Below are 22,063 nucleotides of genomic sequence, written 5' to 3'. Positions count from 1 at the left end.
CCGCCGTTGACATCGTTCGAACCCCCTCTTATCTGTCAGCCAACCGTCCGTCCAGACGGCTTTCACCGGATGAGGGCCTTCGGGACGGCGTTTTTCAATCGTTTTGCCGGTCGCAGGCCAGCGCCGGTTTTCAGCCCTGCCTCAAGCGCAGCCCAAGAAAGGACCATACTAATGGTCAAGTTCGGCGCAATCGCCCGCAAATTGTTTGGTTCCTCAAATGATCGCCGCATCCGGGCCTATCAGCCAAAAGTCGCCGCGATCAATGCCCTTGAGCCCGAACTCCAGGCGCTCGGCGATGCCGAACTGGCGGCCCGGACCACACAATTCCGTGATCAGCTTGCCGCTGGCGCCGTGCTCGACGACCTGCTGGTTCCGGCCTTCGCCACCGTGCGGGAGGCGGCGCGCCGCGCCATCGGCCTCAGGCCCTTCGACGTCCAGCTCATCGGCGGCATGATCCTCAACGAAAACGCCATCGCGGAAATGAAGACCGGCGAAGGCAAGACGCTGGTGGCGACGCTGGCGGTCTATCTCAACGCGCTTGCCGGAAAGGGCGTCCATGTCGTCACCGTCAACGATTACCTCGCCCGGCGCGACGCCGAATGGATGGCCCGGATCTATCGCTTCCTGGGCCTGACCACGGGCGTGGTGGTGCACGGCATGGACGACAATGAGCGCCGCGAGGCCTATGCCTGCGACATCACCTATGCCACCAACAACGAACTCGGCTTCGATTATCTCCGCGACAACATGAAATATGACCGTGCCCAGATGGTCCAGCGCGGCCACAACTACGCCATCGTCGACGAGGTCGACTCGATCCTGGTCGACGAGGCGCGCACGCCGCTGATCATCTCCGGCCCGCTCGACGACCGCTCGGACCTCTACACCAGCATCGACGCGCTGATCCAGAAGCTCGAGCCCGACGATTACGAGATCGACGAGAAGCAGCGCTCCGCCACCTTCACCGAGACCGGCACCGAGAAGCTCGAGGCCATGCTGGCGGATGCCGGCATGCTCAAGGGCGAATCCCTCTACGACGTCGAGAACGTCGCGGTGGTTCACCACATCAACAACGCGCTCAAGGCCCACCGCCTGTTCACCCGCGACAAGGACTACATCGTCCGCAACGACGAGATCGTCATCATCGACGAATTCACCGGCCGCATGATGCCGGGCCGGCGCTATTCGGAAGGCCAGCACCAGGCGCTCGAGGCCAAGGAAGGCGTCAAGATCCAGCCGGAGAACCAGACGCTCGCCTCGATCACCTTCCAGAACTATTTCCGCATGTATTCCAAGCTTGCCGGCATGACCGGCACGGCCTCGACCGAGGCCGAGGAGTTCGGCGACATCTACGGGCTCGAAGTGGTGGAAGTGCCCACCAACGTGCCGATCGCCCGTATCGACGAGGACGACGAGGTCTACCGCACCGTCGAGGAGAAATACCAGGCGATCATCACCGACATCAAGGCGTCGCGCGAGAAGCAGCAGCCGGTGCTGGTGGGCACGACATCGATCGAGAAGTCGGAACTGCTTGCGGACCTGCTGCGCAAGGAAGGCGTGACCGAATTCAACGTCCTCAACGCCCGCTACCACGAGCAGGAAGCCTATATCGTCTCCCAGGCCGGCGTCCCCGGCGCCATCACCATCGCCACCAACATGGCCGGCCGCGGCACCGACATCCAGCTCGGCGGCAATGCCGACATGCGCGTCGCCCAGGAGCTGGGCGAGATGCCGGAAGGTCCCGAGCGCGACGAGAAGGAAAAGATCATCCGCGCCGAGATCAAGGCGCTCAAGGACAAGGCGCTGGCCGCCGGCGGCCTGTATGTGCTGGCCACGGAGCGGCACGAAAGCCGCCGCATCGACAACCAGCTCCGCGGCCGTTCCGGTCGCCAGGGCGACCCCGGCCGCTCCAAGTTCTTCCTGTCGCTGCAGGATGACCTGATGCGCATCTTCGGCTCCGAGCGCATGGACAGCATGCTCAAGACCCTTGGTCTGAAGGACGGCGAGCCGATCATCCATCCCTGGATCAACAAGGCGCTCGAACGGGCGCAGAAGAAGGTCGAGGCCCGCAACTTCGACATCCGCAAGAACCTCTTGAAGTTCGACGACGTGATGAACGACCAGCGCAAGGTGGTGTTCGAGCAGCGCAAGGAACTGATGGACTCGGAATCGATTGCCGAGACCATCGAGGACATGCGCCGCGAAGTCATCGACGGCCTGGTCAATCTGCACATTCCGGAGCGAGCCTATGCCGAGCAATGGAATGTCGCGGAGCTGAAGAAGGGCGTGCAGGCCTATCTCAACCTCGATCTGCCGATCGAGCAATGGGCAGCGGAAGAGGGCATCGCCGAGGACGACATTCGCAGCCGCATCATCGAGGCCAGCGACAAGCTGGCCAAGGAGCGGGCCGAGCGGTTCGGCCCCGAGATCATGGCCTATGTCGAGAAATCGGTTGTTCTCCAGACACTTGACCATCTCTGGCGGGAGCATCTCGTCAATCTCGACCATCTGCGCTCGGTCGTCGGGTTCCGCGGCTATGCGCAGCGCGATCCGCTCCAGGAGTACAAGTCGGAAGCCTTCGAACTGTTTCAGGCCCTGCTCGCGAACCTGCGCCAGGCCGTCATGGCACAGCTTATGCGCGTCGAGATCGTCCGCGAAGCCGCCGCCACGCCGGAACCCGAACTGCCCGAAGAGATGGAAGGCCATCACATCGACGCCACCACCGGCGAGGACGAGTTCGCTCCGTCCCAGGCCCAGTTGGCGGCCGGCGTCGTGGCGCCGGAAGACCGGGATCCGCAGGACGAATCGACCTGGGGCAAGGTCGGCCGCAACGAACCCTGCCCGTGCGGCTCCGGCAAGAAATACAAGCACTGCCACGGCGCCTTCTAGGGCAAGGCGCTCTTGTCTGGATCGGCGTGAGCCGTCTCCTGCCGCCCACGGCAGGGGACCGCGGAGCAGTGGGCGGTGCCGGAAGCCTCCATGCTCAGCCCGGGCCGCGCCTGACCGGGGTCCCGCCTCCGCGGGGCTTCGCCCGACACTGACACCGTGTTTTCCGCCCTTCTCCTGACCGGCATCGTCGCTTCCACGCCGCGCCACCGCGTGTGAGCCCTGCATGGACGGCAGAAATGTCCCGCGCCAGGAAGATACAAGCCCCTGAAGTTGCCGCTCAAACCGTTTCTTAACGTCGTCGTGACAGAGTGCCGGGGCAACAACGGGATGAAGCCTGAAAATGACGTTGATCGACACAGCGGGCAAGATACTGCCTCCGCGCTATGCCGCGCGGCTGGCGCCGGCGGTCGAGCGTCTGACCCTGCTTCTGGTCGCGACGGACGAAACCAGCGCGGCCAGCCGCATGGCCATCATCGCGTTTGCCATCCGCGTCGTCAGCGCAGCGATCGCCTTTGTCTCGCAGATCCTGCTGGCGCGGCTGATGGGCGAGTTCGAATACGGAATCTTCGTCTTCGTCTGGGTCATCGCCATTATCCTGGGCAATCTCTCCTGCCTCGGATTCCACACCGCCGTGATCCGCTTTCTGCCGCAATACCGGACCGCGGGCGCCGACGAAGCGATCATGGGCCTGGCCGCGACGGCGCGGATATTCGCGATGGTGTCGGCCACGCTGATCGCCGCCACCGGCATTGCCGCGCTCTATCTGCTCGGCGACAGGATCGAATCCCATTATGTCCATCCCCTGTTCGTCGGCGCCTTCGTGCTGCCGATGATCGCCCTCGGCGACGTGCTCGACGGCACCGCGCGCGCCAATGGCTGGCCGGTTCACGCGCTCAGCCCGACCTACATCGTCCGCCCGCTGCTCATTCTTGCCTTTGTCGCCGGCGCCATTGGCCTCGGCCGCGTGGCCGACGCCAACACAGCCATTCTCGCCGCGCTCGCGGCCGCCTACCTGACGACGATCGTTCAGTTCGTCATTGTCACCGGCAAGCTCCGGCACCGGTTTCCGGCGCGCCGGGTCGAGATCCATTTCAGGACCTGGCTGGTGGTCGCCTTCCCGATCTTCCTGATCGAGGGCTTCTATTTCATGCTCACCAATTCCGACGTCATCATCGTCGGGCTCTACCTGCCGCCCGACAAGGTGGCGGTGTATTTCGCCGCCGCCAAGACCATGGCGCTGGTTCATTTTGTCTATTTCGCGGTCAAGGCCGCCGCGGCACAGCGGTTTTCGAGCCTTGTCTCGGGCGCCGACATACCCGCGCTGGCGGCCTTCGCCCGGCAGACGGTGCAGTGGACCTTCTGGCCGTCCTTGCTGGTGGGCGGCCTGGTGATCCTGGCGGGACCGTTCCTGCTATCGCTGTTCGGCCCCGCCTTTCAGGAAGGCCAGATGATCATGGTCGTGCTGTTCGCGGGCATCATCGCCAAGGCCATGGTCGGTCCCGGCGAGGTGCTGCTCACCATGGCGGGCGAACACAAGATCTGCGCGGGCATCTACGCAACGGCGCTGGCGGCCAATCTGGCCATGAACGTCACCCTGATCCCCGCCTGGGGACTGCTCGGGGCCGCCACCGCCACGGCCTCGGCCATGGTGATCGAGGCCGGCCTGCTTCACCTCATCGTGCGGCAAAGGCTCGGCATCGTCATGTTCATCGCCTCCCGGATTCCCGCGGGCCACGGACATCCCGGACCGGAGGCGCGCTGACCATGGCATCGAGCCCCATCATCCATGAAGAAGTGGCGAGCCAGGCCAACACGATGATCGGCGAGTTCGCCGACGTCGAGACCGCCCGCCCGCTGCCCGAGCACGATGTCGAGGTCGGCCGCCCCGGACGGCATCTGGCAATCTATCCGGCGCGCGCCGGCTATGAGCTGCAGGACGAGCTCGACTTCCTGACCAACCGGGCCCTGGAGCCGAACATCTTCTTCTCAGGCCGCTTCCTGGCGCCGGCCATGCCGCGGCTCGAGGACCGGGTCATCCGCCTCATGCTCATGCGCGACGAGACCGAAACCCATTCCCGCATGCGGCTGCTGTTGCCCTTCTCGGTCGAAAAGCCCGGCTTCTCCGTGGGTGCCTCCATCATCCGCGCCTGGGCCAATCCGTTCGGCCCGCTGGGCACGCCTTTGCTCGACCGGGAGGATGCCGCCGAAACGCTCGACAACATGCTCGAGGCGCTGGGCCGGCCGGACTCCGGACTGCCCGGCATCCTGGTTTTGCCCGACATGCGCCTGAACGGGCCGGTGGCCGGGCTGATGCGCGCCGTGGCCGCGGGCCGCAACCTCTCGGTGGTCGTCACCGACGAGCTCGAGCGGCCTTTTCTCGAAAGCCCGCTGGACGGCGATGAGTATCTGGCCAAGTCGATGTCGCGGCATCACCGCCGGGAAATGCGCCGGCAATGGCGGCGGCTGTCCGAGCATGGCGAACTCACCTACATGGTGGCCCGCCAGCCCGACGAAATCCGCTACCATCTCGAGGAATTCCTCACGCTCGAGGATTCGGGCTGGAAGGGCCGCCGCAAGTCGGCGATGGTCGCCGACCGCTACCGCGCGGCCTTTGCCCGCGAGGCGATCAACGGGCTGGCCGAAATCGACAGCGTGCGCATTCATGCGCTGGCGCTCGACGGCGAACCGATCGCCTCGATGATCGTGTTCGTCTCCTCGGGCGAGGCCTGGACCTGGAAGACCGCCTACAACGAGACCTACGCGCATTACTCCCCTGGCAAGCTGCTGGTCGACCGGCTGACCGAGTGGCATCTCGACGACCTCAACATACGGCGCACGGATTCCTGCGCGGTGCCGGATCATCCGGTGATGAGCCGCATGTGGACGGAGCGGGAAGCCATGGGCACGATGGTCATCGGCCTCCACTCCAGGCACGACCGCGACGTCCGGCAGGTGGCGACCCAGCTCCACATCTACCGCAACACCCGAAACATCGCCCGTCTGCTGCGCGAAAAGATCCGCGGCATGGCCCGCCGCTGATCGGCCCGGCTAGTCCGGCCGCTCGCCCTCCCTGGCTTCCAGGATGGCCCGGTCCCTCAGGACCCGCCTGATCACCTTGCCGGTGGTGGTCAGGGGCAGGCTGTCGACGAACTCGATCTCGCGCGGATATTCATGCGCCGACAGCCGCGTCTTGACCCAGTCGCGCACCGCCGCCGCCAGATCGGCGCCCGCCTCGAAGCCGGGCGCCGCCACGATATAGGCCTTGACGATCTCGGTCCGCATCCTGTCCGGCTTGCCCACCACGGCGGCCAGCGCCACGGCGGGATGGCCGGTCAGGCAATCCTCGATCTCGCCTGGGCCGATCCGGTAGCCGGACGAGGTGATGACATCGTCGTCGCGGCCGAAGAACGAGAAATATCCGTCGCTGTCGACGACCCCCTGGTCGCCGGTCAGCATCCAGTCTCCGATGAACTTGGCCCTGGTCGCCTCCTCGTTCTGCCAGTAGCCCAGGAACATCACCGGGTCCGGGCGCCGGACGGCGATCTGGCCGGAGGTTCCGTTGGCCACGACCTGTCCCCGATCGTCGATGACGGCGACCTGGTGGCCGGCGACGGGCTTGCCGATGGCGCCGCCGCGGCTCACGCCCAGTCGGGCGCTGGACGACAGCACCAGGTTGCATTCGGTCTGGCCGTAGAATTCGTTGATGGTCAGGCCCAGCACCTTCTTCGCCCAGTCATAGGTTTCCCGGCCGAGCGCCTCGCCGCCGGATCCGACCGTGCGCAGGTCGAGCCGGTGGCGCGACAGCGGGTCGGCCACCGTGCGCATGATCCTGAGCGCGGTCGGCGGAATGAAGGCGTTGCGGACCTTCATCTCCGCCATGATCCGGTAGGCCAGTTCCGGATCGAATTTCTGCGCCCGCGACGAGACCACCGGCACGCCGAGCAGCAATCCGGGCAGCAGCACATTCAGAAGGCCGCCGGCCCAGGCCCAGTCCGCCGGGGTCCAGAGCTTGTCGCCGGGCTGCGGCATGAATTCATGGTGGGTCTGCACCCCGGGAACATGGCCGATCAGCACGCGGTGGCCGTGCAGCGCGCCCTTCGGCGGTCCGGTGGTGCCCGAGGTGAAGATCATCATCGCCGGATCCTCGGCCCGGGTCTCTACCCCCACGGGCGCATCGGAATGGCCGTTCTCCAGGGCGGCGAAGCCGACCGCCTCAACCCCGTCGCCGGAAGCGTCGCCCGCGTCCTCGCCCGTGACGACGACGGCGCGAAGTTCGCCCAGCCGGGGCGCGATCGCAGCCACCTTGTCGCGACCGTCCGAGGTGGTCACCAGCACCTTCGCGCCCGATGCGGCCAGCCTGTGCTCGACCGCTTCAACGCCGAACAACAGCGCCAGCGGCACCGCGATGGCGCCCAGCTTGTAGATGGCGACATGGGCGATGGCGGTCTCGAATCCCTGCGGCAGCATCAGCGCAACCCGGTCGCCACGCGCCACGCCGAGCGACGCAAGTCCCCGGGCAAAGGCATTCGACCGCCGCGCCAGTTCCCCATAGGTCAATCGATCGTGGTAGCCCTCTGGCTGGAAATGCTCCAGGCAGATCCGGTCCGGCTCGCTTGCCGCCCAGGCGTCCGAGACGGCCTGGCCGATGTTGAAGATCTCGGGGACATCCCATTCAAACCGTGAGGTGATGTCTTCGAGTGTCTGTCCGGCTGGCAGCAGCATGAGTGACGATCCTTGCACGGGCGCCCTGGCTCTCCCGCGCCGCTCCGATGAGCGAAGCGGACCAGGCGCCGGACCATCTCCTATCAGGCGGCAGGGCCGGATTGAAGAGCCGAGCCGTTTTTGCCGCCGGCCCCTGTCCCGGCCGGACAAGCCACGACCCGGTTTGACATTCATCAAGGCGAACCGGCCGGATGAGCCTATGCTGGCTTCGAAGGGTGAATATGGCTTCAGATCCGAGGACCCGAACGCATGCCCAGAAAATCCACCCGATTGAAGGCGGTCGAGACGACGCCGCCGGAGACCCGCTCGCTTCCGGTCCGGACAGCGCCGCAAAAGCGACCCTATGCCGACATTGACCGGATCCTGCGCGGCGCCTTCGCGCGGGCGACCGGCGGCGTGTCGCCCTTCGGCCTGGCCGAAACCTGGACCGACTGGGCGCTGCATCTCTCCCGCGCGCCCGGCCGGCAGTTGGAGCTGGCCGAGCACGGCCGTGACAACCTCCTCAAGCTGATGGATTTCAGCGCCAAGTCCATGGCCGGCGGATCGCCGGCGGCGCCCTTTGCGCCCAAGGACTACGACCACCGCTTCACCGATGCCGGATGGCGACAGGCGCCCTTCAGCCTGTGGCAGCAGGGATTTCTGGCCGCCCAGGACTGGTGGGATCATGCGACCGACGAGGTCCGCGGCCTGCGCCGGCAGGATTCCGACCGCACCCGGTTCCTGGTGCGCCAGATGCTCGACACCGTCTCGCCCTCGAATTTTCCGTGGCTCAACCCGGAGATCATCGCCCGGACATCCGCGACCGGCGGCCGCAATCTGGTCGAAGGCGCGGTCCATGCCGCCGAGGACATGCTGCACACGCTGAGCCAGGTGCACACGCCGCCGCCGGATGGCTACAAGCCGGGCAAGGACCTGGCCTGCACCCCGGGCAGCGTCGTCTATCGCAACGACATTTTCGAGCTGCTGCAATACACGCCGCAAACCGGGGAGGTGCGGTCCGAGCCGGTGCTGATCGTGCCGGCCTGGATCATGAAATACTACATCCTCGATCTCTCGCCGCACAATTCGCTGATCAACTACCTGGTCGGACAGGGGTTCACCGTGTTCGCGATTTCCTGGTGCAACCCCACCGCCGACCAGCGCGAACTGTCGCTCGAGGACTACCGCAAGCGCGGGGTGATGGCGGCGCTGGATGCGATCGGCGCCATCGTGCCGGGGCGGAAGATCCACGCCAACGGCTATTGCCTGGGCGGCACCATGCTCGCCATCGCCGCGGCCGCCATGGCGCGCGACCATGACGACCGGCTCGCCAGCATCACGCTGATGGCCGCCCAGGTGGATTTCTCGGAAGCCGGCGAGCTGCTTCTGTTCCTCGACGAGAGCCAGGTCGCGTTTCTCGAGGACATGATGTGGGATCAGGGCTATCTCGACCGGCCGCAAATGGCGCGCGCCTTCGCCTCCATCCGCGCCGAGGACCTGATCTACACCCGCGCGGTGCAGCGCTATTTCCTCGGCCGGGAGGACCTTCCCACCGATATCGGCGTCTGGAACACCGACACCACGCGCATGCCGGCGCGCATGCATTCGGAATATCTGCGCGGCCTGTTTCTCGAGAACCGGCTGACCGCCGGGCGCTTCGCCGTCGAGGGTCGGGTGATCGCGCTCAAGGACATCTCCGCGCCGATGTTCGTGGTCGGAACCGAGACCGATCATATCGCGCCGTGGAAATCGGTCTACAAGACCCGGCTATTCACCGACGGCGATCTGACTTTCGTGCTGACCAGCGGCGGCCACAATGGCGGCATCCTTTCCGAACCGGGGCACCCGCGCCGTCACTACCGCATCGGCCATCGGCCGGCGGACGCGCTGTATGTCGATCCCGACAGTTGGCTGGCTGAGGTGGAGCCGCGGCAGGGGTCGTGGTGGCCGGAGTGGATCGACTTTCTGTCGCGGCAAAGCTCGGGCAAGGGCGGGCCGCCGCCGATGGGTGCGCCGGCAAGCGGTTACAAGCCGCTCGAACCGGCGCCGGGCCATTACATTCACCAGACCTGAAGCGGCGGGACCGCGGATCTTGGCTTCACCCATCCGCGGGATCCGGGGCTGCGCCCCGCATCCCGCTTTCCGGCCGGACCCGGTCGCGCACAGAGACATGCGTCCGGGCCTGCATCGCGGGGTCCCGGACGCCCGAAGAGAAGAGGAGACCGCATGTCGGACATGATCAAGAGCCTCACCGAGCGCATTCGCGCGCTTGAGGCGGAACTGGAGACCGAACTTGAAAACCGCCGGGCGGATCTGACCTACCGGATCGAGAACGGCCGCGCCGTCTTCGACGCAGAGGTCGCCCGCCGCCAGGCCGAGTTTCGCGTCAACCTGGTCAAATATGTCCGCCATGCGCCGCTGATGACCATGCTGACGGCGCCGCTGATCTATGGCGTGATCTTCCCGCTGCTGTTCCTGGATCTGTTGGTGAGCCTCTATCAGGCCGTCTGCTTTCCGGTCTACGGCATCGACAAGGTCAGGCGCGGCGATCACATCGTGTTCGACCGCCAGCGGCTGCACTATCTCAATAGCCTGGAAAAGCTCAACTGCGTCTATTGTTCCTATGGAAACGGCCTGCTCGCCTATGCCAGCGAGATCGCCTCGCGGACCGAAGCCCACTGGTGCCCGATCAAGCATGCGCAGCGGCTGGCGGCGACCCACCGCCGCTATGCGGACTTCGCCGACTATGGCGACGCCGAGGGCTACAGGCAAAGGATCGAGGCTGCGCGGCGGAAAGGCTGAGCCTGCGGGCACCCCCGAAACAGCGCCGGCGTCGCCTTTGCACCGGGTCAGGCGGTGTCGCCCGGGGGACCAGGCAGTGTTCGTCCGGCGGCGGTTGGTGGGGATGGCTGGTGGCAGGGCCCGGGAAAGGCTGGTGCCCCCTTCCGGACTCGAACCGGAACTCCTTTCGGAACCGCATTTTGAGTGCGGCGCGTCTACCAATTCCGCCAAAGGGGCGCCGCGCCGGGATGACCGGCTTGGACGGCGGGACTATAGTCGGCGATTTGTTCCGGTCAAACGCTTTTTGCCGAATTCCGCCGCCATGGATCAATATCGCGCCGCGCGGGCCGGACGCTGTTTACCCGGCCCCGCTTTCCAATTAAGAGGCAGCCATTGCCGATGTCCGAGAAGAAGGCTCTCCATGCTGCGCAGACTGTATGACTGGACCATGTCGCTGGCCGCCACACGGCATGCCGAAAAGGGGCTGTTCGCGGTGTCTTTCGCGGAAAGCTCGTTCTTCCCGATCCCGCCCGACGTGCTGCTCATTCCGATGACGCTGGCCAAGCCGCAGAGCTGGTTCCGCATTGCCCTGATCTGCACGGTCGCATCGGTCCTGGGCGCCTTCGTCGGCTACGCCATCGGCATGTTCCTCTACGAGAGCATCGGGGTCTGGCTGCTGGAGGCCTATGGCGCTGCCGAGAAATTCGAGAAGATCTCGGAGTGGTACAACACCTGGGGCGGATGGGGGGTCCTGTTCGCCGCGATCACGCCGTTTCCCTACAAGGTGCTGACGATCTTTTCGGGCGCCACCGGTCTCAATCTCCTGGTCTTCGCGGTTGTGAGCGTGGTCGGGCGCTCCTTCCGGTTCTTCCTGGTCACCTGGCTCCTGTCCAGGTTCGGCGAGCCGATCCGGACATTCATCGAGAAGTATCTCGGCCTTCTTTTCACCCTGTTCATGGTGCTTCTGATCGGCGGTTTCTATGCAATCAAATATGTGTTCTGATCATGTTCAAGTCTGATCTCTCCCTTCCCGCGGCGCTCGTGTCGAGAACGGTGGCGGCGCTGTTCCTGGCCATCGCCATGGCGGCGGTCGTCGGCATGGCTCTGGGTTTCGAGCACATCGGCGGCTACATTCCCTGCGCGCTGTGCCTGTCCCAGCGCATCCCCTATTACATCGGCGCCCCGCTGATGCTGCTGGCCGCGCTGATCTCGGTCGCGGGCGGTCCGTCCTGGGCGGTGCGCGCCCTGCTGGGCGTCGGCGGCCTGCTGATGCTCTATGGCCTCGGCATCGCCATCTATCATTCCGGCGTCGAATGGCACTGGTGGCAGGGTCCGACCTCCTGCGCGACCTCGGCCAACGCCGTGACCACCGACGCGGGATCCCTGCTGGGCGATCTGAGCTCGAAGAAGCCGCCATCCTGCGACGAGGCAGCCTTCCGGATGCTGGGATTGTCCTTCGCCGGCTGGAACGTGCTGGTCAGCGCCGCCCTTGCGCTGGTGGCGTTCCGCGCCGCGATGACGAAAGGCTGATGCCTGCCGCGTGAGTGATTTGGACGACGGTGTCCCTGCAGTCGCCGGGGCGCCGCACGCCGTTACGGCTGCAGCTCGACGTCCCAGTAGAGATAGTCCATCCAGCTCTCGTGCAGGAAATTGGGCGGGAACATCCGCCCGTTGTTGTGCAGGTCCTGCACGCTCGGCCGGTAGGGCTTCTGCTGCGGGAACATGCCTGCCTGCTTGGGCATCATTCCGCCCTTCTTGAGGTTGCAGGGGGAGCAGGCGGCGACCACGTTCTCCCAGGTCGTTTCCCCGCCGCACCGGCGCGGGACGACATGGTCGAAGGTCAGTTCATGCGGCGAGCCGCAATACTGGCATTCGAACCGGTCGCGCAGGAACACGTTGAAGCGGGTAAAGGCCGGGAAGCGCGAGGGCTTGATGTAGGTCTTCAGGCACACCACGCTCGGCAGCCGCATCGAAAATGTCGGCGACGACACCGCGTGATCATATTCGGCCACGATCTGCACCCGGTCGAGGAAGACAGCCTTGACGGCATCCTGCCACGACCACAGCGACAGCGGATAGTAACTCAATGGCCTGTAGTCAGCATTCAAGACGAGCGCTGGCAAGGACTGCGGGGATACATAAATCGTCAAGAGGCTCTCCTGAGCGATAGCGATTCGGCATCTGCAGGGACCATATTAGGCCCGTCGTGACAGGATTGTGAAGCACCTGCATTTCAAATGTTGAATTGGACCCGGAACGGCGCAATTCAGGCGCTCAGCGGCATTGTGTCGCGCCGCATGACTTCGGCGTAATAGGCCCACAGCAGCCGCGCCGCCACGCCGCGCCACGGGCTCCATTGCAGCGCCAGCTCCGCCAGGCGCCGGGACTGCGGCCGGCCGTCAAGGCCGAGCGCATGCGCGGCGGCGCTCTGCAGCGCCACGTCGCCGGCGGGAAAGATGTCCGGGTGTCCGGCGCAGAACAACAGGTAGACTTCCGCCGTCCAGGGCCCCACGCCCTTGATCGCCGTCAGCGCGCCGATCGCCACCGGTCCCTCGAGCGCGCAGAGATGGTCGAGATCGAGCGCGCCGGACAGCACGGCCGCGCCAACGCGCTGCAACGTCTCGGCCTTGGCGCGCGACAGGCCCGCCGCCCGCAGGGCTTCGGGCGACAGGGCGGCAACCGCCGCAGGGCTGATCTCTCCCGCCGCCAGTTCCAGCTTCCGCCACAGCGCATTGGCGCTGGCCTTCGACACCATCTGCGACAGGATGATTTCAGTCAGGGGGGCATATCCGGGTGGCTTGCGCCGCAACGGCACGGGTCCGGCGAGCGGAATCACCCGGGCCAGGCGCGCGTCGCAGTCCGTGAGCGCCGCAAGGCCTTCGGCGATATCGTCGGCGCTGTCGATCCGGCGCATGCTCCTCGCTCCCCTCGCCCCGGCCCGCCGCCCGGCCCCGTGACGGGACCGGTGACGCGGCAGGGAAAAAATGACATGAAACACCATGCAGGACGCCAAAGCCACCGCAAACAATGCCCCCCGACCGCCGACCGTCCGCTTCGCGCCGAGCCCGAACGGCCTGCTCCATGTCGGCCATGCGCGGTCGGCGCTTCTCAACGCGCGCTTCGCCCGCGACCATGGCGGCGCGTTCCTGCTGCGCATCGAGGATATCGACCTGACACGGGCGCGCCCCGAATTCGAGGCGGCGATTTTTGAAGATCTCGCCTGGCTCGGCCTCGAATGGTCCGCCCCGGTGCGCCGCCAGTCGGAGCATTTCGCCGACTACGAGGCGGCGCTCGCCGACCTCACCAGGCTGGAACTGGTCTACCCGGCCTTCCTGAGCCGCGCCGAAGCCGCCGAGCGGGTCCGCGACGCCGAAGCCGCGGGCCGGCCCTGGCCGCGCGATCCAGACGGCGCGCCGCATTACCCGGGCAGCGACCGCACCCTTTCATCCGCGCAGCGCCGCCGGCGTATCGAGGACGGCGAACCGCATGCCTGGCGGCTCGATATGAGGGCGGCGCTCGCGGGCCTCGGCGCGCCGCTGTCCTGGGAGGAGGCCGGCGCCGGGCCTCGGGGAGAGACCGGGCTCATCGCCGCCGATCCCGCCGCCTGGGGTGATGTCGTTCTGGCCCGGCGCGACGTTCCCACGAGCTATCACCTGGCGGTCACCGTCGACGACGCGATCCAGGGCATCACCGACGTCATTCGTGGGCAAGATCTCTTCGCCGCGACGTCGGTGCACCGGCTGATTCAGCAGCTTCTCGGACTGCCGGCGCCGCGGTACCGCCACCATGGGCTGGTGCTGGACAAAGACGGACGCAAGCTCTCCAAGAGCGACGGCGCGACCTCGATCGCCTCGCTGAGGGAGAAGGGCGCCACGCCGGCCGACATCATCCGGATGGCCGGACTGGAGCCGGAGCCGCAAGCCTAGGTCGGCCGGACCATCCGCTTGAAGACGGCAAGCAGCAGCAGGATCGCGAAGGACACGGCGATCGCGGCCGGGATAATCATCGCCGAGGGAACACGCCCGAAGGGAATGAGATCGACCGCATTGAGGCCGAGGAAGAAGCCGGCCAGGAGCACGATCATGTTGCCCAAGGGGCCAAACCCGAGCGCCCCGAGCACCGAATCCATGGCGTTGCCGACGAAGAACGACGCCGCCACCGACAGCGCCACGAAATACATCATCATGTCTGAAGACAATCCGGCGAACATGAGCCAATCTCCCTTTCAGCCGCGCCTGCGCACCTGACGCAAATTAGCATGGTAAACGCGGGCCGGAAGGCTGATCGCCAATCTGGCTTAATCGTTAACCTTCGCGGCCGCGCTTTCCTGCGCCCTTCTGGCACGGTCGCGCGCCTTGAGGATCGCCGCGTTGATCTCGGCGCCGAGGATGAAGATGGCCGCGACGATGTAGAGAAACACCAGCGCGATCATGATCGAGGCGAGGCCGGCATAGGTGGAGACGTAGGTCGCGAATTCCTGCAGGTAGCGCGCGAACATCATGGCCCCCGTAATCCAGGCGATCACCGTGACGCCTATGCCCGGCAGCACGTCGATCAGCCGGCGCTTGCCGTCGGGCAGCCAGAGATGGGAGAACACCAGGCCGATGATCAGGACGGTCGCCGCGACAAGGATGCGCCAGTTGTCGACCGCCGCGATCAATGTGCCCATCCAGGGCGCGAACTGCCGCGCCAGTTTGAGCGCCAGCGGCGCCAGCACCAGGAGGAAGCTGATCGAGATGATGACCATCACCGCGACGACGACAAAGCCCAGGCTCTGCGCCCGGGTCACATACCAGGCCCGGGTCTCCGTCACCCGGTAGGCACGGTTGAGCGAAACCCTGAGCGCCTCCACGCCGTTGGCGGAGAAAAACGCCGCCGCAAGCACCGAGATCGTCAAAAGCCCGCCGCGCTCCACCGTGAGAACCTCGATCACCTCGCGCGAGATCGGGGCGGCGATGGTCTCGGGCCATGTGTCGAAAATCAGGTGCGAGGCCGTCTCGGCATAGGCCTCGGCGCCCAGGAAGCTCGCCAGCGCGGTGCCGAAGATCATGAACGGGAACAATGCCATCAGCACCGACAGGGCCACATGGCTGGCCATCGCCCAGCCGTCATCATTGTTGAAATGCGTCACTGCGTCCATGACGACCGTGCGGAAACGTTTCAATGATCACTCCTGTAATGGCCGTTCATTGGCCGGTCCGGCATTGTCAGTCCTGACTGATTATGGGATCTGAAGCCTCTCGGGAACAGGGGCAGACCGCACAATGACCGATTCTGACAAAGCAAGAACGATCCTGATCACCGGCTGTTCCAGCGGGATCGGCGCCCATTGCGCCCGGGCGCTCAAGGCGGAGGGCTGGCAGGTCATCGCCTCGGCGCGCAGCCAGGCCGATATCGACGACCTCCGGGCCGCCGGACTCGAGGCCTATCGCCTTGATTACGCCGAACCGGCCAGCATCGCCGAGTTCTTCGAACGCGCCATGACCGCCACGTCGGGGCGCTGTGACGCGCTCTTCAACAATGGCGGCTACGGTCAGGTCGGCGCCCTCGAGGACCTCCCGGTCGAGGCGCTGCGGGCCCAGTTCGAGACCAATTTCTTCGGCTATCACGATCTCACCCGCAGGGTCATCCCGGTGATGCGGGAGCAGGGCCACGGCCGCATCGTGCAGTGCTCGTCGATCCTGGGCCTGGTCCCCATGCGGTTTCGCGGCGCCTACAATGCGTCCAAGCACGCGCTGGAAGGCTATTCGGTGACTTTGGCGATGGAGCTTCAGGGCTCCGGCATCCATGTCAGCCTGATCGAGCCGGGGGCCATCGCCAGCCGCTTCCGGGCCAATGCGCTCGAACAGTTCCATCGCAGCATCGACATTGACGCCTCGGTCCACCGCAGCGACTACCAGGACCAGTTGCGCCGCCTGGAGAAGCAGGAATCCTCCACCAGCGGCAAGCTCGGTCCCGACGCCGTGCACAAGGTCCTGCGCCACGCCCTGACCTCTCCTCGCCCGCGCTACCACTACCCGGTCACAAGGGAGGCGAAGCTGGGCGTCATCGCCCGCAGGCTGCTGCCCGCCCGGCTTTTCTACCCCTGGCTGGCCCGGCAGACCTGACCCTTTGCGCAGCCCGCCCGACAGAATGGACATGCCGGCAAAACCGCCTATGTTCCACCCCATGATCCACAAGGAAACCGCTTGATGTCGTCTGTCACCTATGTCCTGTCCATCCTCGTCATGCTGTCCGTGGCGGTCGTGCTGGTGCGCGGCCTGGTCAACATGGCGCGCGGCGGCTCCGGCAATCTCTCCAACAAGCTGATGCAGGCCCGCGTGATCCTGCAATTCGTCGCCGTGGTGCTGATCGTCGCCACCCTGTGGCTCACCGGCGGCGGCCGCTGACCTGTGTCGCGCCGGTCGCGATCCCTCGGCGCGGCGGCTTGAAATCTCAATCGGAAGGCATGCCCAATGGTCAAGCTCAACAAGATCTACACCCGGACCGGGGATGACGGCACCACCGGCCTGGTCTCGGGCAAGCGGCGTCCGAAATACGACCTGCGGATCGAGGCCTACGGCACGGTCGACGAGGCCAATGCGGTCATCGGCCTGGCGCGGCTGCACACAGCCTCCCTGCCCGCGCTCGACGCCATGCTGATGCGCATCCAGAACGACTGTTTCGATCTCGGCGCCGATCTCGCCACGCCCGACACCGGCGAGCCCCCGGCCTATGAACCCTTGCGGATCGTCGACGCCCAGGTGACCCGCATCGAGACCGACATCGACACGCTCAACGCCGATCTGGAGCCGCTCAACTCCTTCGTCCTGCCGGGCGGCTCCGATGCGGCCGCCTATCTGCATCTGGCCCGCACGGTCGCGCGCCGCGCCGAACGGCTGATCGTCGAGCTCGCCGATCGCGACGGCGAGACGGTCAGTCCGGCCGCGATCCGCTTCATCAACAGGCTGTCGGATTTCTTTTTCGTCGCCGCCCGCTGGGTCAATGACCGCGGCCGCGCCGATGTGCTTTGGGTTCCGGGAAAAAACCGCTAGCTTGCCGGCCTGCGGCCCGCAGCCGCTGTGGCCAGGGGGAAATCCGCAATGTTCATTCCGCTGCATGATGCCAATGATCTCAAGCACATCAAGCTGCAATGGGTGACCTGGTCGCTGATCGCCATCAATGTGATTGTCTGGCTGGTGACCGGCCTTGCCGGGGATGACAGCGAGTTCACCAACGCCGCATTCCTGGGCTTGGGATTCATCCCCTCGGTGGTCAACGACATTGCCGAACTGCCCGCTTCGCTGATCCTCGTGCCCGAAGATGCGACCTATGTCACCTACAGCTTCCTGCATGGAAACCTGATTCATCTGGGCTCGAACATGCTGTTTCTGTGGGTTTTCGGCGACAATGTCGAAGACGCCATGGGACATATCCGGTTTCTGATCTTCTATATCCTCTGCGCCGCGGCCGGGGCCTTCATGCACGGGCTGCTCCTGCCCGATTCGGAGGGACCGCTGATCGGCGCGTCCGGGGCGGTCGCGGGCGTCGTCGCCGCCTATCTCATGCTGCATCCGCGGGTCCGGGTCTGGGTGCTGGTGCTCGGCCGCATCCCGCTGCCCCTGCCCGCCTTCATCCCGCTGCTGTTCTGGGTCGTGTTCCAGTTCTTCATGGTGATCACGGACCTTGACGGCGAAGTGTCCTGGGGCGCCCATATCGGCGGCATCCTTGCCGGCGCGCTTCTGGTGCTGGTCCTGCGCCGGTCGGGCGTTCCGCTGTTTGACCGGACCATCGACACGCCGAAGGCGGTGGTCCACAAAACCCCGCACCCCGAACCGTCCAAAGCCCCCGCGCGCGCCCCGCCGCCCAAATGGGGTCGTTAGCGCCGGCCCGGGTGGCGGGCACTGTCGAATTGACGTGAGCGTCAACGTCTTTTATGCCGCGTTGCAGAATCTCCTGCGCCGCAGCGATTGAATTTGGAGAAAAATCGCGTATCCATGTCGCCAATCGGCTATCCGGCAGGCGGCGTCGCAGGCAAAGTCCGGATCAACGACCTGCTTCCCGGGCGTTCCAGGGTGTGCAGGACAGGGCCGGAGACAGTAGGCCAAGCTAAGTGAGGAAGGCAAACCGATGAAAATTCTCGTGCCGGTCAAGCGGGTTGTTGACTACAACGTCAAGATCCGGGTCAAACCAGATGGCAGCGGCGTCGATCTCGCCAATGTGAAGATGTCGATGAATCCGTTTGACGAAATCGCCGTCGAGGAAGCCCTGCGCCTCCGCGAGTCCGGCAAGGCGACCGAAGTGATCGCGGTGTCGATCGGCGCCGCCAAGTCGGAAGAGACGCTGCGCACGGCGCTCGCCATGGGCGCCGACCGGGCGATCCTGGTCGAGGCCGACGGCGTGATCGAGCCGCTGGCGGTCGCCAAGATCCTCAAGGCCATCGTCGGCGAGGAAAATCCGGACATGGTGATCCTCGGCAAGCAGGCGATCGACGACGACGCCAACCAGACCGGCCAGATGCTGTCGGCTCTGCTCGGCTGGGGCCAGGCCACCTTCGCCTCCAAGGTCGAGATCGGCGACGGCTCGGCCGACGTGACCCGCGAAGTCGACGGCGGCCTGCAGACCATCTCGGTCAAGCTTCCGGCCATCGTCACCACCGACCTGCGCCTCAACGAGCCGCGCTACGCTTCGCTGCCCAACATCATGAAGGCCAAGAAGAAGCCGCTCGACAAGAAAACCGCCGCCGATTACGGCGTCGACATCGCGCCGCGCCTCGAGGTCATCAAGACCGAGGAGCCGGGCGGCCGCAAGGCCGGCGTCAAGGTCGGCTCCGTGGCCGAACTCGTCGACAAGCTCAAGAACGAAGCAGGCGTGCTGTAAGCGCGGTACAGGGAGATATATTCATGGCCATTCTCATCATAGCCGAACACGACCACGCCTCGCTGTCCGACCAGACCGCCAAGGCCGTCAGCGCCGCCACCCAGATCGGCGGCGACATCCATGTCCTCGTCGCCGGCAAGAACGCCAAGCCGGCCGCCGAGGCGGCGGCCAAGCTTGACGGCGTCTCCAAGGTCCTCCTGGCCGAAGGCGACGAATACGCCAACCGGCTGGCCGAACCGCTGGCGGCCCTGGCGGTCTCGCTGGCCGACGGCTACGACACGCTGATGGCGCCCGCCACCACGAGCGGCAAGAACGTCATGCCGCGGGTCGCGGCCCTTCTCGACGTCATGCAGATCTCGGACATCATCGAGGTCATCGCCGCCGACACGTTCAAGCGGCCGATCTATGCCGGCAACGCGCTGCAGACCGTGCGCTCGACCGACGCCAAGCGCGTCATCACCGTGCGCACCGCCTCCTTCCAGGCGGCCGGCGAAGGCGGATCGGCCTCGGTCGAAACCGTGTCCTCGGCCGGCGATCCGGGCCTGTCGTCCTTCGTCAAGGACGCGATCGCCACCAGCGACCGCCCGGAACTGACTTCCGCGAAGATCATCATCTCCGGCGGCCGCGCGCTCGGCTCGTCCGAGAAGTTCCTCAGCGTCATCCTGCCGGTGGCCGACAAGCTGGGCGCCGCCGTCGGCGCCTCGCGCGCCGCCGTCGACGCGGGCTACGCGCCCAACGACTGGCAGGTCGGACAGACCGGCAAGGTGGTCGCGCCCGATCTCTACATCGCCTGCGGCATCTCCGGCGCCATCCAGCACCTGGCCGGCATGAAGGACTCCAAGGTCATCGTCGCCATCAACAAGGATGAGGAAGCGCCGATCTTCCAGGTCGCCGATTACGGCCTGGTCGCCGACCTGTTCGAGGCCCTTCCCGAGCTTGAAAAGGCGCTCTGAGAAGTCAATAATCGCATTGAGACCATTGGCCGGGCTGGACGTCTCCATCCCGGCCATTTAGGTTCAGGGCTCGGGCAGGCTCGCTCAGAAGCATCCGGCAGCATCCTAAAATCAGTCAGGCGGGACAAATGGGCAACCAGATCAAGAGTGTCGGCATTATCGGCGCGGGACAGATGGGCGGCGGGATCGCGCATGTCTGCGCCATGGCGGGCTACGATGTCTATGTTCATGACACCTCGGCGGACACGCTTCAGACCATGCTCGCCACCATCAGCGGCAATCTCGCCCGGCAGGTGGCGTCGGGCAAGACCACCGAGGCCGAGCGCGAGGCGGCGCTGGCCCGCATCAGGTTCGTTCCAGCGATGAGCGGCCTGGCGACGATGGATCTGGTCATCGAGGCCGCCACCGAGGACGAGACGGTCAAGCGCAAGATCTACCAGCAGCTCTGCCCGCTGCTCAATCCCGAGGCGATCCTCGCCACCAACACCTCGTCGCTGTCGATCACCCGCCTGGCGTCGGCCACCGACAGGCCGGAACGCTTCATCGGCATCCATTTCATGAATCCCGTGCCGGTGATGAAGCTCGTCGAGCTGGTGCGCGGCATCGCCACCGAGGACGAGACCTTCCAGGCGGCGCGCGGCTTCGTCGACTCGCTCGACAAGACCATCACCGTGACCGAGGATTTCCCCGCCTTCATCGTCAACCGCATCCTGCTGCCGATGATCAACGAGGCGATCTACACGCTCTACGAAGGCGTCGGCACCGTCGAGGCGATCGACACCGCCATGAAGCTTGGCGCCAACCATCCGATGGGGCCGCTGCAACTGGCCGATTTCATCGGCCTCGACACCTGCCTGTCGATCATGCAGGTGCTCCACGACGGCCTCGCCGATTCCAAGTACCGGCCCTGTCCGCTGCTGGTCAAATATGTCGAGGCCGGCTGGCTCGGCCGCAAGTCCGGCCGCGGCTTCTACGATTATCGCGGCGACGTGCCCGTCCCAACCCGCTAGAGCAGGCGATGCAAGCCAATGCCCTCCGCCGCGGCATGAACCTGTGGCCGCCGCTGCTGTTCGCCGGCATCCGGATCCGCCGCATCAGCGATGATTTCCGCGCCGTCGATGTCGAGCTGCGCGAGCGCTTCTACAACAGGAACTATGTCGGCTGCCATTTCGGCGGTTCGCTGTTCGCCATGACCGATCCGTTCTGGATGATGATGGTGATGCGCAATCTCGACCTGAGCTACACGGTCTGGGACAGGTCCGCGACGATCGATTTCCTGCGTCCCGGACGCGGCACCGTGCGAGCCGAATTCCGGCTCGACGCCCAGGCCCTCGACGACATCCGCACCAACACCGCGGCCGAGGACGCGAGATACCTCAAGACCTTCTCCGTCGACATCGTCAATGACGATGCGCAGACCGTAGCGCGGGTCACCAAGACCCTGCACATCCGGCGCAAGCCCGACACAAGGAGCCGCATCGGCGGGTGACCGGGCGCGCCGTCCTTCGCGCCGTGGCCGGCGTCAATGCAGATTCATTTATATAAAACATATTGAATATAGATTTTGAAATTGCTATATCTGCGCCATGAGGCCGCTGGATGCCCAGCGGCGCAGGGCTTGGCCCGATCGAACACGAAGGAAATCTAACATGGCGCTTGATCGCATCATTCTGGCATTCGCGGGATTCATGGTTCTCTTGTCGGTGGCGCTGGGCATCTATGTCTCGCCCTACTGGTTCCTCCTGACCGTCTTTGTCGGTCTGAACCTGATCCAGTCCTCGTTCACCGGCTTCTGCCCGGCCGCCATCATCTTCAAGAAGCTGGGCGCCAAGCCCGGCTGCGCGTTCAACTGATCCGCTCACAGGCAGGACACAGCGCCG

General features: G+C 65.5%; 22 protein-coding genes and 1 tRNA gene. 17 read left to right on the top strand and 6 right to left on the bottom strand.

The annotated features are described in order from the left end of the window. The first annotated feature begins 171 nt into the window (after positions 1-171). The 3 genes from secA to LL06_RS07665 all read left to right on the top strand — a co-directional run bounded on the left by secA (position 172) and on the right by LL06_RS07665 (position 5,928). Positions 172-2,889 (top strand): preprotein translocase subunit SecA, encoded by a 2,718-nt coding sequence (gene secA / locus LL06_RS07675; protein ID WP_035524533.1) that lies wholly within the window; start codon positions 172-174, stop codon positions 2,887-2,889. Between the two features lie 340 nt (positions 2,890-3,229). Continuing rightward, the gene (locus tag LL06_RS07670; protein ID WP_052161297.1) at positions 3,230-4,651 is read left to right on the top strand and encodes a lipopolysaccharide biosynthesis protein; all 1,422 of its coding nucleotides are present in this window, start codon (positions 3,230-3,232) and stop codon (positions 4,649-4,651) included. Between the two features lie 53 nt (positions 4,652-4,704). Continuing rightward, positions 4,705-5,928, top strand: coding sequence for a GNAT family N-acetyltransferase (locus LL06_RS07665; protein ID WP_052161298.1), 1,224 nt, complete (start codon positions 4,705-4,707; stop codon positions 5,926-5,928). A gap of 9 nt (positions 5,929-5,937) precedes the next feature. Here LL06_RS07665 and LL06_RS07660 read toward each other — a convergent pair whose 3' ends face one another. After that, complete coding sequence (locus LL06_RS07660) at positions 5,938-7,608, bottom strand: AMP-binding protein (RefSeq protein ID WP_035524581.1); 1,671 nt, start codon at positions 7,606-7,608, stop codon at positions 5,938-5,940. Between the two features lie 252 nt (positions 7,609-7,860). On the opposite strand from LL06_RS07660, the gene LL06_RS07655 reads away from it, so the two are divergent. Together LL06_RS07655 and LL06_RS07650 are read left to right on the top strand one after the other, a co-directional pair. After that, on the top strand, positions 7,861-9,663 hold the full coding sequence (locus LL06_RS07655; protein WP_081963761.1) for an alpha/beta fold hydrolase: 1,803 nt from the start codon (positions 7,861-7,863) through the stop codon (positions 9,661-9,663). Between the two features lie 153 nt (positions 9,664-9,816). Further along, positions 9,817-10,392 carry a hypothetical protein gene (locus LL06_RS07650; protein WP_035524529.1) on the top strand — a complete coding sequence of 192 codons (576 nt, stop codon included), beginning with the start codon at positions 9,817-9,819 and terminating at the stop codon, positions 10,390-10,392. Between the two features lie 131 nt (positions 10,393-10,523). On the opposite strand, the gene LL06_RS07645 is transcribed toward LL06_RS07650, so the two are convergent. After that, positions 10,524-10,608 (bottom strand) — tRNA-Leu (locus tag LL06_RS07645). 184 nt (positions 10,609-10,792) lie between these two features. Here LL06_RS07645 and LL06_RS07640 point away from each other — a divergent pair. Beyond that, entirely contained in the window at positions 10,793-11,374 is a 582-nt protein-coding gene (locus LL06_RS07640; protein ID WP_035524527.1) for a YqaA family protein, read from the top strand. A 2-nt stretch (positions 11,375-11,376) separates the two neighbouring features. Then, a complete protein-coding gene (locus LL06_RS07635; protein ID WP_052161296.1) occupies positions 11,377-11,901 on the top strand; it encodes a disulfide bond formation protein B in 525 nt (174 codons plus the stop codon). Between the two features lie 62 nt (positions 11,902-11,963). Here LL06_RS07635 and LL06_RS07630 read toward each other — a convergent pair whose 3' ends face one another. Further along, positions 11,964-12,521 (bottom strand): HNH endonuclease, encoded by a 558-nt coding sequence (locus LL06_RS07630; RefSeq protein WP_035524525.1) that lies wholly within the window; start codon positions 12,519-12,521, stop codon positions 11,964-11,966. Between the two features lie 116 nt (positions 12,522-12,637). Then, complete coding sequence (locus LL06_RS07625; protein WP_035524522.1) at positions 12,638-13,285, bottom strand: DNA-3-methyladenine glycosylase; 648 nt, start codon at positions 13,283-13,285, stop codon at positions 12,638-12,640. A gap of 85 nt (positions 13,286-13,370) precedes the next feature. Between LL06_RS07625 and gluQRS the strand changes: the two genes are divergently transcribed. Then, positions 13,371-14,297: a tRNA glutamyl-Q(34) synthetase GluQRS gene (gluQRS, locus tag LL06_RS07620; RefSeq protein ID WP_035524520.1), complete on the top strand. Its 927-nt coding sequence runs from the start codon at positions 13,371-13,373 to the stop codon at positions 14,295-14,297. Here the strand turns inward: gluQRS and LL06_RS07615 are convergent. Then, a complete protein-coding gene (locus LL06_RS07615; RefSeq protein ID WP_035524517.1) occupies positions 14,294-14,581 on the bottom strand; it encodes a hypothetical protein in 288 nt (95 codons plus the stop codon). The genes gluQRS and LL06_RS07615 overlap by 4 nt on opposite strands. Positions 14,582-14,668: 87 nt before the next feature. After that, on the bottom strand, positions 14,669-15,511 hold the full coding sequence (locus LL06_RS07610; RefSeq protein ID WP_052161295.1) for a YihY/virulence factor BrkB family protein: 843 nt from the start codon (positions 15,509-15,511) through the stop codon (positions 14,669-14,671). 124 nt (positions 15,512-15,635) lie between these two features. Here LL06_RS07610 and LL06_RS07605 point away from each other — a divergent pair, with 124 nt between their 5' ends. From LL06_RS07605 to LL06_RS07565, 9 genes are all read left to right on the top strand, one after another. After that, positions 15,636-16,478, top strand: coding sequence for an SDR family oxidoreductase (locus LL06_RS07605; RefSeq protein WP_035524510.1), 843 nt, complete (start codon positions 15,636-15,638; stop codon positions 16,476-16,478). Between the two features lie 84 nt (positions 16,479-16,562). After that, positions 16,563-16,760, top strand: a complete 198-nt coding sequence (locus LL06_RS07600; protein ID WP_035524508.1) for a twin transmembrane helix small protein — start codon at positions 16,563-16,565, stop codon at positions 16,758-16,760. Between the two features lie 66 nt (positions 16,761-16,826). Then, positions 16,827-17,405 (top strand): cob(I)yrinic acid a,c-diamide adenosyltransferase, encoded by a 579-nt coding sequence (locus tag LL06_RS07595; protein WP_035524505.1) that lies wholly within the window; start codon positions 16,827-16,829, stop codon positions 17,403-17,405. 48 nt (positions 17,406-17,453) lie between these two features. Continuing rightward, a complete protein-coding gene (locus LL06_RS07590; protein WP_035524501.1) occupies positions 17,454-18,233 on the top strand; it encodes a rhomboid family intramembrane serine protease in 780 nt (259 codons plus the stop codon). Between the two features lie 247 nt (positions 18,234-18,480). Beyond that, positions 18,481-19,230 (top strand): electron transfer flavoprotein subunit beta/FixA family protein, encoded by a 750-nt coding sequence (locus LL06_RS07585; RefSeq protein WP_035524499.1) that lies wholly within the window; start codon positions 18,481-18,483, stop codon positions 19,228-19,230. A gap of 23 nt (positions 19,231-19,253) precedes the next feature. Further along, positions 19,254-20,183 carry an electron transfer flavoprotein subunit alpha/FixB family protein gene (locus tag LL06_RS07580; protein WP_035524497.1) on the top strand — a complete coding sequence of 310 codons (930 nt, stop codon included), beginning with the start codon at positions 19,254-19,256 and terminating at the stop codon, positions 20,181-20,183. 128 nt (positions 20,184-20,311) lie between these two features. Further along, positions 20,312-21,193 carry a 3-hydroxybutyryl-CoA dehydrogenase gene (locus LL06_RS07575; protein WP_035524494.1) on the top strand — a complete coding sequence of 294 codons (882 nt, stop codon included), beginning with the start codon at positions 20,312-20,314 and terminating at the stop codon, positions 21,191-21,193. A gap of 8 nt (positions 21,194-21,201) precedes the next feature. Beyond that, positions 21,202-21,672: a DUF4442 domain-containing protein gene (locus tag LL06_RS07570; protein WP_035524491.1), complete on the top strand. Its 471-nt coding sequence runs from the start codon at positions 21,202-21,204 to the stop codon at positions 21,670-21,672. A 160-nt stretch (positions 21,673-21,832) separates the two neighbouring features. After that, complete coding sequence (locus LL06_RS07565) at positions 21,833-22,036, top strand: DUF2892 domain-containing protein (RefSeq protein ID WP_035524489.1); 204 nt, start codon at positions 21,833-21,835, stop codon at positions 22,034-22,036. The last annotated feature ends 27 nt before the right edge of the window (positions 22,037-22,063 follow it).

This window comes from Hoeflea sp. BAL378, assembly GCF_000759435.1.
Taxonomy (GTDB): Bacteria; Pseudomonadota; Alphaproteobacteria; order Rhizobiales; family Rhizobiaceae; genus Hoeflea.
This window is presented reverse-complemented; position numbering and strand designations above follow the sequence as displayed.